Annotated in this window: 14 protein-coding genes and 2 pseudogenes; 11 read left to right on the top strand and 5 right to left on the bottom strand. The window is 33.5% G+C overall.

What is annotated here, in order from left to right:
- Positions 1–397: 397 nt before the first annotated feature.
- From HLH14_RS16305 to HLH14_RS14140, 3 genes are all read right to left on the bottom strand, one after another.
- The gene (locus tag HLH14_RS16305; protein WP_378320695.1) at positions 398–853 is read right to left on the bottom strand and encodes a phage integrase central domain-containing protein; all 456 of its coding nucleotides are present in this window, start codon (positions 851–853) and stop codon (positions 398–400) included.
- 38 nt (positions 854–891) lie between these two features.
- On the bottom strand, positions 892–1,164 hold the full coding sequence (locus tag HLH14_RS16090) for an Arm DNA-binding domain-containing protein (RefSeq protein ID WP_228283962.1): 273 nt from the start codon (positions 1,162–1,164) through the stop codon (positions 892–894).
- A 583-nt stretch (positions 1,165–1,747) separates the two neighbouring features.
- A complete protein-coding gene (locus HLH14_RS14140) occupies positions 1,748–2,122 on the bottom strand; it encodes a hypothetical protein (RefSeq protein WP_171533317.1) in 375 nt (124 codons plus the stop codon).
- Positions 2,123–2,690: 568 nt separating this feature from the next.
- Here HLH14_RS14140 and HLH14_RS14135 point away from each other — a divergent pair.
- The 3 genes and pseudogenes from HLH14_RS14135 to HLH14_RS14125 all read left to right on the top strand — a co-directional run.
- Entirely contained in the window at positions 2,691–5,024 is a 2,334-nt protein-coding gene (locus HLH14_RS14135) for a YadA C-terminal domain-containing protein (protein WP_171533316.1), read from the top strand.
- A 400-nt stretch (positions 5,025–5,424) separates the two neighbouring features.
- Positions 5,425–5,607 (top strand): hypothetical protein, encoded by a 183-nt coding sequence (locus tag HLH14_RS14130; protein WP_171533315.1) that lies wholly within the window; start codon positions 5,425–5,427, stop codon positions 5,605–5,607.
- Positions 5,608–6,233: 626 nt separating this feature from the next.
- Positions 6,234–6,557 (top strand): annotated as a pseudogene (locus tag HLH14_RS14125) (Fic family protein); the annotation flags it as partial.
- Between the two features lie 355 nt (positions 6,558–6,912).
- Here the strand turns inward: HLH14_RS14125 and HLH14_RS14120 are convergent.
- Positions 6,913–7,980, bottom strand: coding sequence for a tyrosine-type recombinase/integrase (locus HLH14_RS14120; protein ID WP_171533353.1), 1,068 nt, complete (start codon positions 7,978–7,980; stop codon positions 6,913–6,915).
- Here HLH14_RS14120 and HLH14_RS14115 point away from each other — a divergent pair.
- Complete coding sequence (locus HLH14_RS14115) at positions 7,979–8,122, top strand: hypothetical protein (protein ID WP_171533314.1); 144 nt, start codon at positions 7,979–7,981, stop codon at positions 8,120–8,122. The genes HLH14_RS14120 and HLH14_RS14115 overlap by 2 nt on opposite strands.
- Before the next feature lie 173 nt (positions 8,123–8,295).
- Positions 8,296–8,742 carry a very short patch repair endonuclease gene (locus tag HLH14_RS14110; protein WP_171533313.1) on the top strand — a complete coding sequence of 149 codons (447 nt, stop codon included), beginning with the start codon at positions 8,296–8,298 and terminating at the stop codon, positions 8,740–8,742.
- A gap of 76 nt (positions 8,743–8,818) precedes the next feature.
- On the opposite strand, the gene HLH14_RS14105 is transcribed toward HLH14_RS14110, so the two are convergent.
- Positions 8,819–10,360 carry a DNA cytosine methyltransferase gene (locus tag HLH14_RS14105; protein ID WP_171533312.1) on the bottom strand — a complete coding sequence of 514 codons (1,542 nt, stop codon included), beginning with the start codon at positions 10,358–10,360 and terminating at the stop codon, positions 8,819–8,821.
- A 693-nt stretch (positions 10,361–11,053) separates the two neighbouring features.
- Here HLH14_RS14105 and HLH14_RS14100 point away from each other — a divergent pair.
- From HLH14_RS14100 to HLH14_RS16085, 6 genes and pseudogenes are all read left to right on the top strand, one after another.
- On the top strand, positions 11,054–11,908 hold the full coding sequence (locus HLH14_RS14100; protein ID WP_171533311.1) for a hypothetical protein: 855 nt from the start codon (positions 11,054–11,056) through the stop codon (positions 11,906–11,908).
- Positions 11,905–13,284, top strand: a complete 1,380-nt coding sequence (locus HLH14_RS14095) for a hypothetical protein (RefSeq protein WP_171533310.1) — start codon at positions 11,905–11,907, stop codon at positions 13,282–13,284. Before HLH14_RS14100 ends, HLH14_RS14095 begins: the two co-directional genes overlap by 4 nt.
- A gap of 5 nt (positions 13,285–13,289) precedes the next feature.
- On the top strand, positions 13,290–15,023 hold the full coding sequence (locus HLH14_RS14090) for a nuclease-related domain-containing DEAD/DEAH box helicase (RefSeq protein ID WP_171533309.1): 1,734 nt from the start codon (positions 13,290–13,292) through the stop codon (positions 15,021–15,023).
- Complete coding sequence (locus HLH14_RS14085; protein ID WP_171533308.1) at positions 15,023–18,736, top strand: helicase-related protein; 3,714 nt, start codon at positions 15,023–15,025, stop codon at positions 18,734–18,736. The genes HLH14_RS14090 and HLH14_RS14085 overlap by 1 nt, the downstream gene beginning before the upstream one ends.
- On the top strand, positions 18,690–20,612 hold the full coding sequence (drmB, locus tag HLH14_RS14080; RefSeq protein WP_235940523.1) for a DUF1998 domain-containing protein: 1,923 nt from the start codon (positions 18,690–18,692) through the stop codon (positions 20,610–20,612). The genes HLH14_RS14085 and drmB overlap by 47 nt, the downstream gene beginning before the upstream one ends.
- A gap of 347 nt (positions 20,613–20,959) precedes the next feature.
- A pseudogene (locus HLH14_RS16085) lies at positions 20,960–21,394 on the top strand (Fic family protein); the annotation flags it as partial.
- Positions 21,395–21,888: the final 494 nt, after the last annotated feature.

Below are 21,888 nucleotides of genomic sequence, written 5' to 3'. Positions count from 1 at the left end.
TGAGAAAAAGCGATGTGATTTATATCACAAAAACAACTATAAGTTAGCCCTATTGCATGAAAACTCTATGTATAAGTTGTGTTATTTGTTAACCAATGGGTCTAAAACTACAGGGTCAGTGCAAACGATTTGAACTATAAATTTTATTGAATGCCCAAGATGAATGCCCAAGATGAATGCCCAAGATGAATGGATAAGGCTGCAACTCCTACAAAACTGTATGAGAGGTGCATTCGATCAATGCTTCATTTTTTCCTATAAGCCATTCACTGATCAATAGCTTCATATTTTTTAAGCCATCTATAACTTTGAACAATGCACTTTCTTTCGTATATTTAAAATTAAAGATACAGCAAAGCAGAATTTAAAAGAACTAGTGGATTAGTTATCTCACTGATTACTTAGCTCTGCGTATCTCTATAGTTCTCAACATACTATAAAGGGCAGTAAGTAATGCATTTTTTATGCTGGTACAACCACCATAATTCTGAAGGAGTGGGAGAATAACTTTTTTGTCCCTGTCTTTTAATACTTTTGCATGTTTAACAGGGGAGCACTTGATATAACGCCTCAAAGCGGATGTTGGATAAGTAATGATCCGTAAGGTGATGATTGCGTGCATTACTTCAGAGCAGATTTGTCTGACATATGTGGCTTTGACTTCTACAGTACCTCTCTTACTTTTTCTTATGTGTGCGATCGTATTGTCTAAAATGATACGAATGTCATTCGAATTAACTTCATTGATCGGCTTATTTGCAATCACGGGATAAATATCTTTTTTGAAATATCGAAGTCTATTTTCGTACCACTCTTTTGAGTGACTTTTTTGGTACTTTTCTAAATACTCGATTGAAATGCTTTTAAAGGTCTGTTGAGTTGCTTCAATTGCTAAAGCAATTTCTTTCTTCTGTTCTTGGATCGGTCCGGATTTTTGGCAAGCACATACCCTCGGTATTCTTTTGTCTTGTCACGGGCGTAGGACAAACTGATCTCAGGGTAGGAGCCGATCGTCAATATTTTAGTGATATTCAGATACCAATAGCGGTAGCACCAAAACTTACGTCCTGATGTTCTTACTTCAATGCATAAAGCAGAGTGGTCTGCGATACGATATATTTTATCTTTAGCTTTCAATTGTTTGATTTTAAGATTATTTAACATGTAGATGTGAGTAAAGTCTTATAACTAGTTTTGTTACTTACAAGGTTACTCACAGAATTTTGTAATGTCATGTGTATCAAGGTGATGTCAGGTAACACAAATCTTTTTAAAAACAATTTCTTGTACACCATAGGAATGCAAGGTTATACGTAACGACGCAGTTGTGCGGCATGATGTAATTCATACTGATCATCCGATCTGAAAAAAATCCCGCATTTTGCGGGAATTTTTTTTGTTCAAGTGGAGGGTTTTAGAATATTTGTTTAAATTAAGATATTGATATAGATAATTTTTATTTCTTATAATAGGTAATATATTCTTATACAAAGGTATATAAATGTTGTTTTTTTGTTGGTTTTATTTAAAAACTGGTTTATGATTTGATCAATTATTAATTTATTACTTTTCAATATGGAAAAAATAAACAAGAGTTGCATGGGTTATTGCAACAACTGTACTGAATCAGTAGTGATTAAAAAGCAAGAGCTTAAGAGTTTGTATAAAAGATTAAAAGAATCTGAAGAAATAATTGAAGTTTATAAGAGGGAGAAGCAACACTATATGAAGCTTCTATCACAATAGATCATTCAATAAATTCATTTATAAGTGAAATGATGATTTTTTTTTGTGAATTATTCAGGCGTCTGAATTTAAAAAAGAAATCTAAATCAGCCGAATTTGAAGAATTTATATTAAGTGTGTTGGTTTGATCAACATCACCAAAACGTAACCATTGATTGGAGACGTTTAACCATAAAGCCAATATAGCAAGCTTGTCTTGATTGGGTATGGCTTTGCCTAATAGCCAATTATTTGCAGATTGGACGCTAATAGGTTGACCATCATAACGATGATTAAATTCGTTTGATAAGTATGTAGGACTAATAGGGTGCTTAGCTTCCGTCAAAGCTTTACTTAGTCGTTCAGCAAATAACTTTTTTTCTTGTTGATTACTCATAATGCGAAATAAACCTTATACATTTTAGTATTTTATACTTGTTTATACTTAATTGTTTATTAAATTGTTTATTAAATTGTACATTTTTTTAAGTAAAATTAATGAAAAGAATAAATGTGTCAATTAAAAAACTAAATTTGTGATGTATGTCAACAAACCTGCATTCCTTTAAGCATAAGGTATTTCTACTGAAAAACATGACTTGCTCGCTTAATTTATTTGTTAATCAAACTTAATTATTCAAAAAATTTAAATAGTTTTTGTTCTTATCAATTATTAGTTTATAAACTCAATTATATATTTTTCAAAAAATAAATAAAGCTATTGATTATAAATAATTTTTAAAATTTAATAATTATCATAACTATTAATTTAAAATTCCAATCTAAATATAAATCAAATATTGATTGATAACAGTGTTTCTTTTTGTATATGATTAGCTCGTAACCATGGTGATGGTTAGAGGTGGATTGGTGAAGACTTCTAATAACCACGCCTTGATCAGAGTTTTACTGGTTTACAGCATCCTAGGGTAAGCCAGTCTTTTTATAAAAAATCGGAGCTATTTATGAGTTTACAAAAATCTTTTCAATTGACTGCATTAGCCGTAGCAATGGGTATGTCTATGGCTACCCAAGCAACAACTATCACTGAGTCATCAGTGGATGCTGGTGTGGATCCATGGAATGTTAATATTTCAGCTTATGAAGATGTAAATGTTGGTGCCGTAAGCAATGTAAATATTTACGCGGATAATAATAACGGTAGTTATGGCTCTTTTAATGTGTTTAAAGGTGCAGCGGGTGTTCCAGGTACTGTAGCTTTAATTACAGCTGATGATAATTTCAATGGTGGAACAGTCATTAACACTGACACTACAATCAATGGCAATTTAAGTGTCAGTAGCTTAAATGGGGTAAATTTAAGTGCGCAGGCACTACAGCAAATCGGGTTTGCTGAAGTTGTTAATGCAGAAGCAGCAACACGTGCTGCGGCTGATACAGCTGAATCAAATGCTCGTGCAGCAGCAGATGTAGTTTTACAGAACAATATTAATGCAGAAGCAGCCACTCGTTTAGCAGCAGATACTCAATTACAAGCAAATATTGGTACTGAAGCTGCAACACGTGCTGCGGCTGATACAGCAATCACAGATGGTATTGCTGCTGGTGTAACAACTGCTTCATTAACAGTAAATGGTCCAAGCCAATTAAATGGTGAAGTGACTGTAAACAACGTTAAATCTACAACAATAACTGATCAGGCGGGTACTCCAGCCACAACACCAGAATTTGGTGCAGATGTTAATGGTGATGGTCGTCCAGATACCTTGCTTCAAACTAAAGAACAAACAGATGCTGTAACTGTTAATACTCAGTCTCAAGTTTATAATGAAAATAATTTAACATTCTCTTCGAAAGTTGAGAAAGGCACAACAACCACTACAGATCAATATACTGCTGACATTAGTTATGATGCAAATGGTGTGGCAACTTATGGTCCAAATTCACCACTTGGTCAAACAACAACCTTGGATTTGGAAAAAGTAGCTGAAGATACCATTATTGTTGGTAAGGAAACTGCTGGTAGTGAGACAGCATTAACGGTTCGTAGCAAAGATGTAACTGGTGAGTTTGAAACAGTCGTTACTTCAAAAGATGTTACAACGGGGAATGTATCTGCTTCATCAATTACTTTAGATGGCCAAGATTTGGCGACTACCATTGCTAATGGCGATGCAGCAACTTTAGCTTCAGCAAATGCAACTACAGCTTCAACTGCTGCGACTTTGCGTGACGAAGCTGCTGCTGAATCTGCTCGTGTAAATACAGCAATTGTTGATGGCGATGCAGCAACTTTAGCTTCAGCAAATGCAACTACAGCTTCAACTGCTGCGACTTTGCGTGACGAAGCTGCTGCTGAATCTGCTCGTGTAAATACAGCAATTGTTGATGGCGATGCTGCTACATTAACTGCTGCAAATACAAATACAGCTTCAACTGCTGCGACTTTGCGTGACGAAGCTGCTGCTGAATCTGCTCGTGTAAATACAGCAATCGTTGATGGCGATGCAGCAACTTTAGCTTCAGCAAATGCAACTACAGCTTCAACTGCTGCAACTTTGCGTGACGAAGCTGCTGCTGAATCTGCTCGTGTAAATACAGCAATTGTTGATGGCGATGCAGCAACTTTAGCTTCAGCAAATGCAACTACAGCTACAACTGCTGCAACTTTGCGTGACGAAGCTGCTGCTGAATCTGCTCGTGTAAATACAGCAATTGTTGATGGCGATGCAGCAACTTTAGCTTCAGCAAATGCAACTACAGCTACAACTGCTGCAACTTTACGTTCTGAAGCGACAGCTGAATCTGCTCGTGTAAACACAGCAATCGTTGATGGTGACACTGCTACTTTAGCTTCAGCAAATGCAACTACAGCTACAACTGCTGCAACTTTACGTTCTGAAGCGACAGCTGAATTTGCTCGTGTAAATCAAGCAATGGTGAGTGGCGATGCAGCAACTTTATCTTCTGCTAAAACTTATGCTGATGCAGGCGATACAGCAACTTTAGTATCTGCAAATGCTTATACAAATACACAAGTAGCCAATGTAAATTCACGTGTGAACCAGTTGAATTCACGTGTTGATGATGTTGAGAAAACTTCTTACCGTGGTATCGCTATCGCGTTAGCGGCTCAACAACAAATTCCTAACATCGGTGCTGGTCAGTTCGCAGTATTTGGTGGTGTAGGTCACTATGAAGGTGAGTCTGCAGGTGCTTTAGGTGTTGCAAGTGTATTTGCTGATGGCCGTACTTCTGTAAGTGCAGCACTTGGTTTTGCTGGTGGTAGTGAAGTTGGTGGTCGTGTAGGTGTGTCATACGTTTTTGGCGGTAAATAATACCCGTTAAAAAGTATGGATTAAACAAAAGAATCCCCGCATTTTGCGGGGATTCTTTATATCCATTTTCAAATTACTTAATGTTGATATAAGCAGGTTGATAGGATTTAGGATAGATAAACGATACAAGCTCATGTTGGGTTTTCTTCATCTTTCATTGCGATCCATCACTTATTCAACCAAGAGAATAGTATGTTCAAACATTCGATTCGATAGAGTTATTCAATAGTCATCATCATTTGTGTAACCGACACTTTAAAATACATTCGCAGAAATTAAAAACCTTAGCAAGGTTCGTTTGTGCAGAAATACGCCTAAAAAAATATAACTTACTGATTAACATGAATTAATAGTATTATTATATAGTTGGCACTATGAAAATATTAATGAGACATTCATCATGAAATACATTGTTTTATTGTCAATTTTAGTATGCTTTTTAATAGCAAGTGTTCTTAGCTTCGGGATTGGACTTTATTTAAAAGATTTGTTCTTTTTAGCAATTGGGGGATTACTGATTTTGGCTTCAATATTAATTTTCTTTGAATACAAGAAAATTAAAAATGATCCATTCCTTGAGTGAATCTAGCAACTTCAAATCTTGTATCACTTTACTTGTACAGGGTTTATTTAATTCGATCCAAATAATGACTATATGTGACCCATTTACACTTTTCGCATTGCCATTCACTACGGGCATTCATGTGGTTAATTTGATCGCCATGAATAGTTCGAATCAGTTTGTAATCATGCCTGCAAAAAATAGATTTAATGATTTTCTTAATCATACGGTCACCGTCTTTTTAACTGAATGTCCTAAACCCACCCACATCCTCTGTCTGCATATAGCGCTAGTGCGGAATTGAATTAAAATAAGGGACATGACTTTCCTCCATACAAAAAAAAGCCCACTCTGGGGAAAGACGATGTGGGCTATAAATAATGACCATGGAGGATGTCATTCAGAAACTACAGCTAGTTTCTGCTGACTATTATACACAATTATAAATCAATATTTAACTAAAAAATAAATCAAAAGTTAAAATAATATTAATTAAATCAATGTTTTAGATAAGCTTAATTAGTAATTTAGATAGAGTAAAAAGTCAAATCAAGTGACCGGGCTGTCATTGTTATATAAATCTGGTGGCTAAACTACTACGAATAAAGAAAACAGCCATTAAAGCCCTTGTTGCGAGCTACCAAGAAAGCATAAATCGTTCAGGTTTAGCTCCATTTATTAACTTTATTCTTTAGATTATTCTAGATGCAATATTCAGTTCTAATACTAGCGATCAAGATACCGCTCAAGCTAGCGTACAAGTTAGCGATCAAGTTAAACGTCTCATCCAGAATATGGAGCAGAAGGAATATAGCCTAACTGAGCTGATGGCTCTATTAGACTTGTCCCACCGAGCAACATTCCAAAAAAATTATTTAACTCCAGCATTAGAAGCAGGTGTGGTTGAACGCACCCTTCCTGATAAGCCTAAGAGTCCTAAGCAACAATACAAATTAAAAATTGAATCATAATGAGGTTGAGGTGATTATTAATATCATAATGAGTTAATTGAAATGTTATAGCGTTGCATTTATTTTAAGTATAATGTTCTGCTATAATGCCGTACACCATTTCAAATCCTGAAATTGGATTTGAACAAGATATTAAAGTGATTCAATGCACTAAATCTAAGTTGGGTCAAAATTGGGTCAATGAATATTTATATTTGTAAAATTATGTTTAAAATGAATTGGTTAGGTTTTGAGTTCAATTGACGCCACCTCCACCAAAATTCTTGTTATAAATCAGCCACTTAATCGAGTGGCTTTTTTATTTGCCACACTTTTGCCACATTTTTCATTTCAAGAACTGTCGAGTTTGGTGAGTTTAAACAGTGCGTTCCACTGTTAATTTTGCTATTTCTTGCTTGTTTTTGTCTCCATGCAGCCACTTTGTATATCGCTTAATTAGCATTTGTAAACTATGTCCAAGTTGGTCAGCAACAAACATTGGATTGACGCCATCCATCAGTAACATCGTCGCATAGGTATGCCGTGCATTATATGCAGGACGATGACGAACTTGGCAGGCTTTCATAGCAGCGACAAGACGCTCTCTAGGTGGTTTCTCATTAAAAAAAGGTTCCTTAGTTTGAGGACAAAGCATTAAATAGTCAGATGTGTAACCTTGATCTTTCTTAAATTGGATCAGGGACTTCAATGCTAAACTAGACCTTTCATTTAAATAAACTTCTCTAGATGTATGTGTCTTCGTCACTTTTTTCTCTAAGCCACGCACACGGCTTTTACTGACTTTGAACGTACCGTTAAACCAATCGATATCACTCTCTCTGAGTGCGATCATTTCTGATGGACGGCAGCCTGTCCAAAAGGCAAGTTCAAAGTACCAACGATAAAATCGATCCTCAGCTTCTAAGCTTTGATCTAGCCAATTTAATAATGTTTCCATTTCCTTTCGTGTGAATGGATCTGGTGTTTCCACTTGAACTTTACGATTTTTAATCTTATTCATTGGATTTTCAGAAATAATGTTGTGCTTAAACGCAACCTCAAAAATGCCTCGCAATGGGGTGGCGCAATTATTAAAGGTTTTAGCTGTTTTAAAATCACGATCAATGATCACTTCTTCAATATCTTCGGTCGTAATTTGTGTGATCGGTGTCAGCGCAAAATAGGGCATCCAGTGGCATTCTAAAATCTTACGGTAGCCATTCTTAGAGTCTTTGTTTGCGACAGAGAACTTCAAAAACTTTTGAGCGACATCTTGGAATAAAACCTGCTCATCATTTGTTGACTCAGTTTCTGCAACATCTATGCCTTTTGCTTCAGCAATGTCCTTTTCCGTTAAAATTCCCCAATTGGCTTTTTTCTTTAAGTCACCTCTAATTTGAGCGGCCGTACGGATCCCTTCCGCAGTTGGTGGATATCCTCGGATGGCGGAAGTACTCTTTGATTACAGTAATTATGCAGATGAAGAGTTTACCGGTCCAGAAACAGTAGCTGAAAGGATTAGAGAATTCTGTAAAGCTCCGGAAGATGAGCTTCAGAACTTGATTTTCACTTATGACGATCACTGAAGATCAGATTTTTAAACATCCTTACTGTTGATAGAAGTTTTCATATTGTTCAGTGGTGAATCATCCTAATTTTGGGAGTATGTACTCAAATAAGTTTTAGCTGGTTTTTATATTATTGTACGCGTAGCTTGAATCCAATATGTAAAAGTCGATATCTATAAAAGGTCAAACTTATGACAGATATTGTTGATAGCTCCACTCGTAGTCGTATGATGGCTGGTATAAAAAGCCGGAACACAAAACCTGAGATATTAATCCGTAAATTACTACATAAAAAAGGATTTCGATTCCGCCTTCATGTAAAGGATCTACCCGGTAAGCCTGATGTTGTTCTACCTAAATATAAGGCTGCCATTTTTGTAAATGGTTGTTTTTGGCATGGCCATAAGAATTGCTATTTATTTAAATTACCTGCTACCAGAACTGAATTCTGGCAAGAAAAAATAACCAAGAACCAGTTTAATGATAGTAAATCAATAAAATTATTATTAGATAATGACTGGAGAGTATGTGTTGTATGGGAATGTAGTATTAGGGGTGCAACCAAAGATCCAAGTAGAGTAATTAATATTATTTCCGAATGGTTACGTGGTGAGAGTTCTTTTATTGAAATTGTTTAAGTTCGCTTTTAGGATTAATGACCATGCAGCAAGTCCGATGTTCACTCAGTTATGACTGAACATCGGACTTCAATTTTTATAAATTACTATAATGTTTTTTTAACAATGAAAACACAATTTCACTGATCTGGCGCGCTAGAAAAGGGGGGACAGCATTTCCGACCTGCGTATATTGATTAGTACGATTTCCTTCAAATATATAATTGTCCGGGAAGGTTTGTAATCTAGCGGCTTCCCTTACAGTAAGACTTCTACACTGCTTTGGATCATAATGAATGAAATAATGACCATCCTTTGAAATATGGCTTGTTATTGTAGTGGCTTCTTTGGTAGAAATCTGGACACGAAAGCGGTCATTATAAGACCCGGAATTCCAGTTCTGATGTTGAGGAGCAAGTTCAGCCGGGAAATTCTCGGCTTTAGGTGAGAATCTTCTTTGTTCGCCATGTAATGCACAAAAACTATATCTGAGCAGATCTGACTCCATATGTCCTCTCGTCTCATGATTGAGTACTAGATTTAGCTCAGGATCAAGAATCCATTTTCTCAAATGGTCTGGCAACTGGTTTGATGATTTATTTTTATGAACAGTTTCTTTTCTTTTTAAATCTTCATATGGTTGAAGATCTGTTTTATTAACATCAACACCGATATTATGTAATTTGCTTAATGTCTCTGCATTTTTTGAAACAACTTCCTGCCAAGAGTCATAAGAATCAACTTTTTTTGATAATCCACTTCGTAATTTAGGTAAATCGCCAATAGCTTCTTTAACCGAAACTTTAGGATAAATATTTTTATCCAAGATATCAGGTATCTGTTTAATATCTTCTCTTACTCCAAGCAGAATAACTCGGTGTCTTGCTTGAGGAATCCCGAATTCTTCGGATCTAATCAGGTGGTTCAGGTTGGCTGGAGCAGAGCTATCTAAAGTATCTTTGGTTTTCTCCACAAGGGAATATATTCGATATGAAGGGCAACTCTCGGATCCGGTAATCTTTGATGGATTACGCAGGTCATTAAGAATTTGAGGAAATATTAATTGATTATCAACTTTTGCAGTCAGAATGCCCCTCACATTTTCCATTACAAAAATATCAGGTTGCGCTATTGATAAAACCTGCAAATATTCTTTGTAAAGGAAATGACGATGATCTTCTTTAGGTACATAGTTTTTATTACCCGCATTTCGGGAACGGCCAGCTAAGCTATAAGCTTGACAAGGTGGTCCTCCAATTAAAATTTTAGGTCCTTTATGGTTTTTTACTAAATCATCTACTCTGTTATGAATTTGATCATTATCTTTACCTAATTCACAAGGACCTTCTAATGTTTCCTGAAAAGCTGATTCATAAATTTCTTTATGTGATTCAAAAAGCTTTGCTCTGGAAATTTTGCCATTTAAATATTGGTAGTAACCCTCTAGACAGTCTTTTTGTTTTGCAAGCCTGTAAAAAGCTCTAGTAGTCAGTGTCATATGAGCATGTGGATCTTTTTCAACAGACATACCGATTTTGAAAGGATGTTTTTCATTATTATTTTGGTAAGATGCAAATCCTTCACCTAATCCTCCAGGACCAGAGAACAGATCAATCACTAAAATATCATTATCTTTCATAGTAGCCTGATAACTTAAAAAACACATGCATGATACCAGGTCTTATCAATCACACAATAGCTGAAAAGGATTTGCATTATAAATCTGTTCATAATTGGTAATTTGCTTTAAGTTAAAATTAGAATTTTACTCTAAAGTAGATACTTGAAATACTTTTTTGAAGCTAGAAGCTCCATAAGAAAATTTACTTGATCTTCACTCTAAATTTTAAAAATTGCATACTAAGATTAATGTTGATAACTTGTGAATGTTAAATCCAGCTCAACTGCTAATACATGATATGATCTGCTTCAATTATTTTGGAGAGGGATAACATGATTAATTCTGTATTGAAAGAATTAAGTAAGTGGATGGAATTAATAGACCTCTTGCGTTAGTCAAAATTTAAACAGCCGCAAGCTATATTTTATAAGGTTTTAGCTGATTCAAAAATTAGGTAAAAGCATACTTTCGTCAGAGGTCTAATATATATAGCTAATTGCTTTTCTGTAGCTATAATTTTAAAAAAATAAAATTATTTATTTGATAGCTGTGGTGTAAATAAACTGTTTAGTTTTACTTCATAATATAAAGTTATTGAATCATTTTAGAAATACTAAAAAATATTTTTATAATTTTTAGTATAAAAAATAATTTATAGTATAATCAATAAAACTAAATACTTTTTTATATCTTTTGATTAATTAAATTAATATGAACTTGGAAAAATTACCAAAGCAATATCAATTATTTTATACAATTTCAAGAAAACTTTTTTTAGAAAAAGAGTTCAAGTGTGTAGCAATTCTTTCTAAAAACCCATATTTGACAGCTTTGATTGCTTGTCATGGGGCGAAAGTTGACATTTCTCCACCTTATCTTTCTGGAACTTGTATTTTGTTGCCTGAAAAAGACAAAAGTAAGGGGTATTTTCACGCAGTAATTGATGAAACTGTTGTGTTTGAAGGGGGGGAGTTTTATTATTTTAGGCGTCGTAAACCACGTGCAAATTCAATTTGTGAACCTGAAAGACACGCAAGTAAATGTTCTGAGATAGAGTCGGAAGGTAAAGTTTTTCCATATCAAGTTGAGAAAGATTGGTTAGGAAAACGTAATATTGTAGAAGAAGATTTGAAAAATCTATCAAACTCTTTATTTCCTGTAATTGTTGGTCGAGATGCTAAATCAAAAGTAAACTACTGGAAAAATATGCCACTTGGTATTGATTTATATCCAAATTTTTCAATGCAGTGTGCTCTTAATAGTTCAATAAAAAACAGTAATATTAGTGCATTAGATATATATACGTCACAAAGCTTTAATGGAAGTAATTATCCAAATCAGATTTGGGTAAATGAGGTTCCTGAAAATATTGATAAAGGTAGGTTTTTAATAATTATATCCCCATTTAATAGTAATTTTAAAGATTTGATAATGCAGGTTGATGATTTATATTCAGAAAAAAATTTAGTTTATGTTGATTTTGATAATGTGTCAGAAGAATTAAAAAGACTTGGTTTTAATAAAACAATTTTAACTGCTACGATAATGAAGGAGGTAGTTAAATGAGTATGTTCTTTCCAAGTTTTGAACAGGCAAATATTTTTTTTATTCCTTATGATTATAAGCCTTTATCATTACTTGTTCATGCAATTTCTGAAATAAGAAAAACTGCAGGTGAAGAATATCAAGTTATTGATATAACTAAAAAATGTATGTTAATTGTGAATAAGTATATTTCTGTAAGGGAGATATATAATGATGATATCAATAATATAAGAGAGGTTGTGAAAAGAGGGCTTTCTAGATCTGATCTTAGGGAAAATGCAAAAATAATTTATAAGTGTTTTAAGTATGTTAATCCTTTAGTAATAATTGGGGAAGTGCTGGAAAATTTAATTTTAAATAATATCTTTAATAAATATGGTTTATTGGTAGAGAGAAATCAATGGGATTATATATTTTCTATTCTGAAGGACCGTGATCTAATTGATTTCATACAGCCTATTTTTAAGGATGAAATAAAGGAAAAATATTTTAATATACCTATTATTACATTTCTTCCTATTTCATGGATTTCAGAGTTAATAATTTTACCACCAGCAAAAAATTTATTTTTCATACATCCTGAATTTATTTATAATCAAACGTATTCAAGCTTGGTTTTTAAAGCTCCAGATAATAGTTCAATAGAGGCAGAGATTGATAATATTAAGTTTATAAAAAAACCATCTACTGAAATAGATGGTGGTTATGAATTTAATTTAAAATTTTCTAGTAATGAAGAAGATAATTCTAAATTTTATGAGGGTTTAAAATCAAATTTTGAAAATGTAGAGTTATTTAATAATGAAAGAATATTGTGCTCCATAGATATAAAGGATAAAGATGGTAATACCCATTGGATTGAATGCAATAAGCAGTATTTAACTATTGATTATAAAGGAGTGATTGGTTTTTCAGTGTTTGAAAACTCAAATCAAATTCATAATGTTAAATACCTTATTAAGGAAATTGATACTATAAATTTAACTTCTGAAAACTTAAATCGTGCTAAGAAATCTATTATGGAAAAATGGAAAAAACCATTAAGAGATTATCCTAATTTAGAAATTTTAATATCTAAATTGGAAAAATTAGGTGCTATGAAAGCTACTATGCAGAATATTAAAAATTGGTGTAGTCCTGATAATATAGCTCCCAGAAGTTTTGAGGATTATAAGGCTGTTTTACTGTTCGCAGGTATAACTGATAAAGAAGAGATAGATCGATTCTTTGAACTAGCCAAGAAGCTTAGGGGAGATTCCATAAGTGAGGGGCATGAGAAAAGAGTAGTTGGGCAAGAAATAGTTATTGATTTCCTTAAAAAAATTAAATCTATTGATAATCTTGGATCTAATTATGAAGTTGACGGAATAAGTTTTTCTATTATCACATTAGGTTAATAATTATGCCAAAAATGATTCCTCGAATATTTGATTTAAATAATAATTCAAGTCCGGGAGAGAAGATTTTTTTTGAAAGAATCTCAAGGGATGAAGAAATTAAAAATTGGGTTGTCTTACATTCATTAAATGTTGCTTATCATCAAACTCGAGTAATGGGTGAATTGGATTTTATAGTTATTATTCCTAAACTTGGAATTTTAGCAATTGAGATTAAATCTCATCTTGAAATTAAGGTTGAAGATGGAGTCTGGCATCTTGGTCGGACCGATAAAAATGGTTCAATTAGTCCATTTGTCCAATTAAATAAAACGTTATTTAGTCTAAAAAATTATATTACTGATCAGAATATAGAATTTAGAGATATTCCAATATTTCCATTAGTTATTTTTACTCACTGTGAGTTTCATCCTGTAAGTATTGAAGTTCATAAAAATAGTTACGTATCTTGTAAAGAGTTTCGAAACACTAGGCTATCTGAGTTACTTAAAAATAGAATAAAAAAATTTAGAGAAGAAATTTCAAGAAAAAATAACTTATCTTGGTTGGTAGAAAGTAATCGGCCTGATTCAAATGATATGGTTAGATTGATTAAAATTTTACGTCCAAATATTGAACCAAGTATACAGTTGGAAAGTAATAGTTCCATAATAGAGAAAGAACTATTCAAATTTACTTCAGAACAGTATGAAGCTCTTGACTCATTAGCTGATCATCCATGTGTTTTATTTAATGGAGCACCAGGTACAGGTAAAACTTTTATTGCTGTTGAATCCGCAATTCGTGCAGCTCGTGAAGGAAAAAAAGTTTTATTTGTTTGTATGAATAAATTACTTGGTGATTTTCTGAAAAATAAACTTGAAAGTTGGGCTAGTATTAAAGTTTCAACTTTACATTCATTAATGAGAGGTTATGATTTTGACGTCAATACATTAAATGATAATGATGAAAAATATTGGAATCATCTTTTACCACAAATAGCATATACTAATATAATTAATAAATCTCAAGATGAAAGCTATGATTTGTTAATTGTTGATGAAGCACAGGATATTATTTGGAATAATCTATGGCTTGATTGTCTAGATTTATTACTTAAAAAAGGTTTGACACAAGGTTGCTGGCATATTTTTGGTGATTTTGTTTATCAAAATATCTATACAAAAAAATTATCAGAAAGTGATTTTATAAAAAACTTAAGAGATAGGAATTCTGGGTTTGTACACTTCAAACTTAAGAAAAATTGTAGAAATACAGAAGCATCTACACGTGTGAATTTAAATATTTTATCAATGGATTCACCTTACTCTGGGTACCTTCGAAAATATCCACCAATATTGGTATCGAAATATTATATGTATTCAAATCAATCAGAACAACTAAAGAAGGTAAATGAAATTATCCAAAACTGTTTAAAAGAAGGTTTTCATTATTCTGATATAGTTATCCTTTCAAAATTGGCAGAATCTAAAAGTTTATTGCATCTTCACAGAGATAATATAAATGCAAATCTAAGCGTTTACGATTTGGATTTAAATTGTTTAAGATATACCTCAATCCATAAGTTTAAGGGATTGGAAGCTCCTGTAATTATTCTTACAGATTTTGATGAAATTGAATCAGATGATGCAAAAAGAATGTTATTTACGGGGGCTAGTCGTGCAACAGATTCTGTGCACTACCTTTTCCATAAAAAAGTTGAAAAAACATTATATTTATATTTACAGAGGAACAAGTAATGAGTAGGGGCGCTATCGTTAGAGATGAAATAATATTTAAGACCTTACAGGAAGAACTATTAGGTCCCTGTCCATATGGAGAAGAGCTTGATGTACTAAATAGCACATTATTAACAAATCCTGACGTACCATATGTGACAAAAAATGATAAAGAAGAGATACTTAAAGTTTATCCAATTCAGCGATATGGGGTAGGCGTAATATATCCTATGGGATCCGATCAGGACTCCATGAGTGTAGAAACCTCAGAAATTATTATAGATGAAAAAACAGAAGATTTTGATGAAGGCGATATAGTAAGTAGAAAAAGACAGAATTTAAAAAAAAAATCTACCTATGATGATAATAATGATTTTGATATATCTTTAGCTAATGCTAGAGCTCCATCCAGTATTGGTTTATCATTTCTATTGGATTCAATACAAACTGATGAATTGGTTTTTAATATCTCAGGTGCATTTTATAAAGATTTTGATATTAAATATGAAACAAAAAAAGGAAAAATATTAAAAGATACATGGTGGTATCGTAAGCCAATTCAAGTGAATTTTGGAAAAAAAGTAGCCGATTTAAAGAGTAGTTTTAAATATAATTTATATGATGAATCTGATAAACCTTCTGAAGATTTCTTAAAATTATTTTATGTAGAGGGGGTAGTAAGACAGCACAAAGGAAAGCTTTTAATTACGGTTGCAGTTGTTAATCGTCACACGGAACAAGATACAGAGTCTAGTAGTAAATTTATTAATCGAAATAGACAAAGTTTATTCCAAACACAATTAAGTATTAATGTACCTAATTTAAATAAGCCTGCAATTCTTCCATATCCTGAATTGATAAATGATAGTAAGGATGACTTAAGTAACCAGTTACTCTATAGAAAAGCACCTGTTTTTGCGAGAGGACATGGTATTGCATGTAACTGGAATAAAGCTGCATATACTGAATGTAATAGCGTTACAGAGGTTTTTACAGAAGCACTTCCTGCATTTGAGACTCCAAGTATTTCATCTGACGTTGAAATTGAAAATGGCATTAAACTTAAAATAACTATGGAAGCGCTAGCGAATTTCACACCAGATGGTGATGGTGATCAACAAATTCGGTCAATGATAACAGCATATAATAAATGGATTCAAAAGAATAAAGATTACATTGATAAATCTGAACTAAGTAATGAGTTGAAACTTACAGCAAAAGAACATATTAAAAACTGTGAAGAAGCTTTAGCAAGAATCAATGCAGGTTATAAACTTGTATGTGAGTATCCTGAGATACAGCGTGCTTTTAAATTAGCAAATAAAGCAATGTTGCAACAACAGAAACATGCTCCAAAAAAAATTCGTCCTGTAAATTTTGATAAAGATTCAGGGGGACATGCTTTTGTAGCCACTCCATTCCATGAAAATATCCATGCACAGGGTATTTGGAGACCTTTTCAGATCGGTTTCCTATTAATGTGTATTCAAGGTGCTATTGATAATGCACATCCTGATCATGAAAAGGTAGATTTAATTTGGTTCCCCACTGGTGGCGGAAAAACAGAGGCATACCTTGGATTAGCCGCTTTTACACTTCTCTTTAAAAGATTGCAGTTAGGTGAGAAGGCAGATGGTGTTCAAGTCCTGATGCGTTATACGTTACGCCTTCTTACAGCCCAACAATTACAACGAGCGGCGACTTTAATTTGTTGCCTTGAGGTTATTCGCCAGGAAGAAAAAATACCTGGTAAAAGATTCAGTATTGGATTATGGGTCGGAGGGAAAAACACTCCGAATACTAAAGAAAATGCAATTAATGATCTTAAAAAATTAAAAAGAAATGTTGAAACTGGAAAAGAATTTAACAACCCCTTTTTACTAGATCGTTGCCCTTATTGTGCAAGTCAGATGGGTATTGTTAATACTAATAAAAACTTCAAAAAAACAGTAGTTGGATATAAAGCTGATAAGCAAACTAATTCAGTTATCTTTTCTTGTGTAGATCCAACTTGTGTATTTCATAAACAAGTACCTGTTTTTGTAATTGATGAAGATATTTATGAAGAGCGTCCATCAGTTGTAATTGCAACGGTTGATAAATTTGCCATGCTCGCTTGGCAGCCTAAAATAAGAAGTATTTTTGGTATAAATAATGATGGAAACAGATTCGCATTACCACCTCAGTTAATTATTCAGGATGAGTTACATCTGATTTCTGGACCATTAGGTTCTATGGTCGCTCTTTATGAACCTCTTATTGAAGAGATGTGTTCTGACGGTTCTTCAAAGCCTAAAATTGTTTGTGCGACTGCAACAACTAAAGGCTATCAAGATCAAATAGAAGGTATATATGGACGCAAAAATGTTAGTATTTTTCCTCCTGCTGGTGTTGATGCAGAGGATTCTTTTTTTGCTAGATATGCTCGAGATCAGAATGGGAAATTACTGCCAGGACGTAAATATGTTGGAGTTTGTGCTCCAGGGTTAGGTTCTGTTTTAACTACTCAAGTTAGAACACAATCTGCATTACTTTTCGCTGCAAATAGGGTTGAAGTAGAAGATAGGGATCCATGGGTTACGTTACTCGCTTTTTACAACAGTATAAGAGAGTTAGGTGGTGCAATAACCTTATTTCAATCGGATATAGTAAGTTATCTCTTGGAACAGAAAAGACGTTATCCACGTTGGCTTTTACCAAGAAGAAATGTTCATGAAAGAGGTATGGAGTTAACGAGTCGACTAAAGGATGATGATATTCCTAAAGCGATAGTTGCTCTTGAGGAAAAACTTAATAATTCCGAGCTTGCGGATTCTAATTTTTTTCACAAGTTAGTTGCTGAGCTTAAAGAAATTGAAAAGAAACATTCCGAATTCAAAGAATCAATATCTCAATTGATTCAATGTATCGAAAGGGATAATAAAGTTAGTTTGGAAAACTATTATCATTTTGAGAAATTGTATTTAGGTTTGAAAAATAAAACACCTAAAGCAAAATTGCCTGAAAATGCTAAAAAGTTTTATGACCTGTGCCAAAATTATAAAGTACAAGCTTTTTGTCTGGCTTCAAGTATTATTGAAGTAGGTGTTGATATTGATAGACTATCAGTAATGTCAATTATTGGTCAGCCTAAGACAACTGCACAATATATTCAGGTGTCAGGCCGAGTAGGTCGTAGACCTGATATACCAGGTCTTGTTGTCACTATTTATAATAATTCAAAGCCACGAGATAAATCACATTATGAAGATTTTCGTGCATATCACCAACGGCTGTATGCAAAAGTTGAACCTTCTACAGTTACTCCATTCTCTAGACCTGCATTAAAACGAGGATTGGAAGCAATTACAGTCGCTAACGTGAGACAATTTTCTCATATAGAAGCAAAACCCACAAACATTGATCTTTCAGTTATTAAACAGTGGACGGAGAGGTTCTTTAATCTCAGAAAACACACCATGAATGATGATGAGTTTGATGATATTACGAAGATGTTTAATAATTTTATTAAAAATTGGGACCGGAAAAAGCAAACTTATAATGAGTGGGGCCAGTTAATACCTGATAGTGAGCCAAAGCAGACTGATCTACTTTATCCTTTAGGATCAATGGGCATTACAAAAAATAAAATCCCATGTCCAACCAGTATGAGGAATGTAGATGCTGAGTCCAGTTTGTGGATTACAGATGTCTATGAACATTATCAACAAGATGAGGGTTACTTTGATGAGTAAAAAGAGTGAAGTAAGAACAAGAAAAGGTCAGCTTATTCATACTTTTGGACCTGGAGCGATGCAGATTAATAAGGATGGTATTTCAATAATTGCATGTGGTTTAGATTACTGGTACACCAAATCAGGAACAACAGAGTCTTTAAGTAAGTCATTGATTTCAAGATATATATTTAAAGATTCTAGATTGGCTAAAAGATTGAATGTAGATCATTTCAGAATACCTCCAAATGCTGTGATATTAGATGAAGGGCATAAAATTGATGCGCCTATCCCCGGTATTCGTTTTCCATACTGGCATATCTGTAGTAATACATCCTGCCAGAAACTTATAAAAGTATCTGCTATTGATGAGAATGAAGTGAAATGCGGAGAATGTAAGGCTCCTGCATATCAAGCCAGATTTGTAAGTTGTTGTAGTAATGGGCATTTACAGGACTTTCCATGGGTTGCGTGGTTAAACCATCATAATCAGTCAAATTGTACGGAGTCATGTGATCTGGCTTTGGTAGGGACCGGAAGTGCTTCTGTTTCAGATGTAAAAGTGAGATGTAAGACACATAACTCCAGAGCTGTTTCACTATCTGGAATTTTTACCAAGGACTCTGATCTTCAAGGGAAGATGACATCAACTTTAGAGCAAAAAGGCATTGCTTGCCCAGGATATTCACCTTGGTTGGGGCATAATCATTCTGAAATTTGCGATGCCCCATTGGTAGGTGCCTTACGTCAATCTACAAACATTTATTTTTCAAAAACAGAGTCTTCTATTTTAATTCCACAACTTGAAGATGACTCTGACTCAAAAAACTTGGAAATAGAAGCAGCTTATGAAAAATTGTCAACTGATGATAAAGAGTTAATTAATTCTTGTGGAGATTTAAATCATAAAATTAATATGTTAGTTATGGCTTTAAGTCATCAGTTTTCAAAGGATGATGTAACCTCATATTTAGAGAAACAAAATCAAGCTCTGTCAGTAATTAATAATGATATCGAATCTGAGGCTGAATATAGATTTCAAGAACATCGTAAATTTTTCAGTGAAATTAAAGAGGGCGTACTGGTAACTAAACCTTTATCTATATCTTCTTTTGATGATTGGTTTACAGAGTACTTTTCAGCAGTAACACAGGTGAAGGAATTAACTGTTACGAATGCTCTATATGGTTTCGATCGTATCCAGTCTCAAAATAACCGAACAGTTGAAAACTATAAGAAAGCCTTAAGAGCTTTTCCAAATAAAGAATCTAATTGGTTGCCAGCAGTAAAAGTATATGGTGAAGGTATATTTTTAGAATTTAAAGCAGATCTAATAAAACAATGGTCTAAGAATTTTATTTTAAATGAATCATTTAAAAAACTAGCTAATAGAGCAAATAGTTCAAGCCTATTTCATCATTTAGAAGAACTTAGTCCTGAGTTTCTTTTGATTCATACTTTTGCTCATCTTTTGATTAATCAGCTTATCTTTGAATGTGGATATAGCACTGCTTCATTAAGAGAAAGGTTATATGTTAATAATGCTAACGATATGGAAATGTATGGCATTTTAATATATACCGCTTCTGGAGATAGTGAAGGATCATTGGGCGGTTTAGTTCGAATGGCTACGCCTGGAACACTAGAACCAATCATTAAAAAAGCAATTGAAAGTTCTAATTGGTGTAGCTCAGACCCAATTTGTCGTGAGGTTGGTTATGATGGGGGGCAAGGGCCTAATGGAATGAACTTGGCTGCTTGTCATAACTGCGCTTTACTGCCAGAGACTTCGTGCGAAGTATATAATTCATTACTTGATAGAGGTGCTATAACAAGTAAAGATCTAAATGGCTCTGGTTATTTTGATTACTTACTGATAGATAATCCGATTTCATAAATGATAATAGGCAAATTTTTTAACGGAAGTGATAGTAATAAAATCTGTATTTAATTTATTAATTAGTTTTTCAGGTTCTGTTAATACGAACTAGGAAAACATTATAGCCTGTTACGTTCTATGTTATTAAGTAATATAGAATTGATATGGGATGATTATTTCATCCCACTTTTTTCTTTTTTTTTGGGGCTGCTCCCAGTATTTTAGACGCGAGACAGCCTCATTTTGAAGATACATCATTAGATCTCTTGCGAAAGTCGTTATTGCAAGTTGATTCAGTTTACCAGTGCAGCGATTAAGTTAATGCGTAAACCGAATCTTTTCCGTCTATTTCGATAGCGTTCTGTATGGGGCCTTTATGGCAAACTTTAATATTAAGCCAGTGGAATCCCATTTTTCTCAATATTCCTGTAGAAAGCCTGATTTATCAAAACCAAAAAACTTATTATGATGCACTTCAGGTTAGTACAGACCGTTTAGATTCATCACCATTTATTGAATTTATTCTGCAAATGATCTTAGATGCAATCGTTGCATCTACCACGAGCGATCAAGATATGGTTCAAGCTAGCTACAAGTTGGCGACCAAGTTAAGCGCTTAATTGAAAGTATTGAGCAGAGCGAATATAGTCTTAGTGAGCTGATGTCTTTACTGGATCTATCACATCGAGCAACATTCCAAAAAAAACTATTTAAACCCAGCATTAGAAGCGGGGTTGATAGAGTGTACTCTCCCTGATAAACCTAAAAGTCCAAAACAAAAGTACAGATTAAAAAATTGAATCACAATGAATAAAATATCGTTACATCTTATTAATTGTAAAAATGATGATATTTTCATCTGAAAATTATATTGTGGAATAAGGTCTTAACGGTAGGTTTGTGCAACACAGGCCATCTGATTTAAAGATAAATCCTGAGTTCAACTCCCATTTACACATAAATTTTTTTGTACACGGCTTGTACACAAAAAAATTAGTTATGTATTTATACGAGATGTAATTAAATATTCTTTGCCACATTTTTTGCCACACTTTTTTTAATATTTATCAAAGACTATCAAATAGAAAAGCTTGAAATACTTAATTTACAAAGGCTTATATTAGATAGTTTTTGATATAGTTGAACTCTAGTGAGTTCAACTCCCGCCACCTCCACCAAATACCGTAAGTATCCGGCAAAGCACCTCCTTACCAATCTCTCTAATTAGCCTTATGTTAGTCCCCACTTAAAAATAAGTGGGGACTTAATTTATGACCACAAATATCCATGCATC

The organism is Acinetobacter terrae (assembly GCF_013004375.1).
Classification (GTDB): domain Bacteria; phylum Pseudomonadota; class Gammaproteobacteria; order Pseudomonadales; family Moraxellaceae; genus Acinetobacter; species Acinetobacter terrae.
Note: the sequence above shows the minus strand (reverse complement) of the source record. Positions and strands in the feature narration are given on the sequence as shown.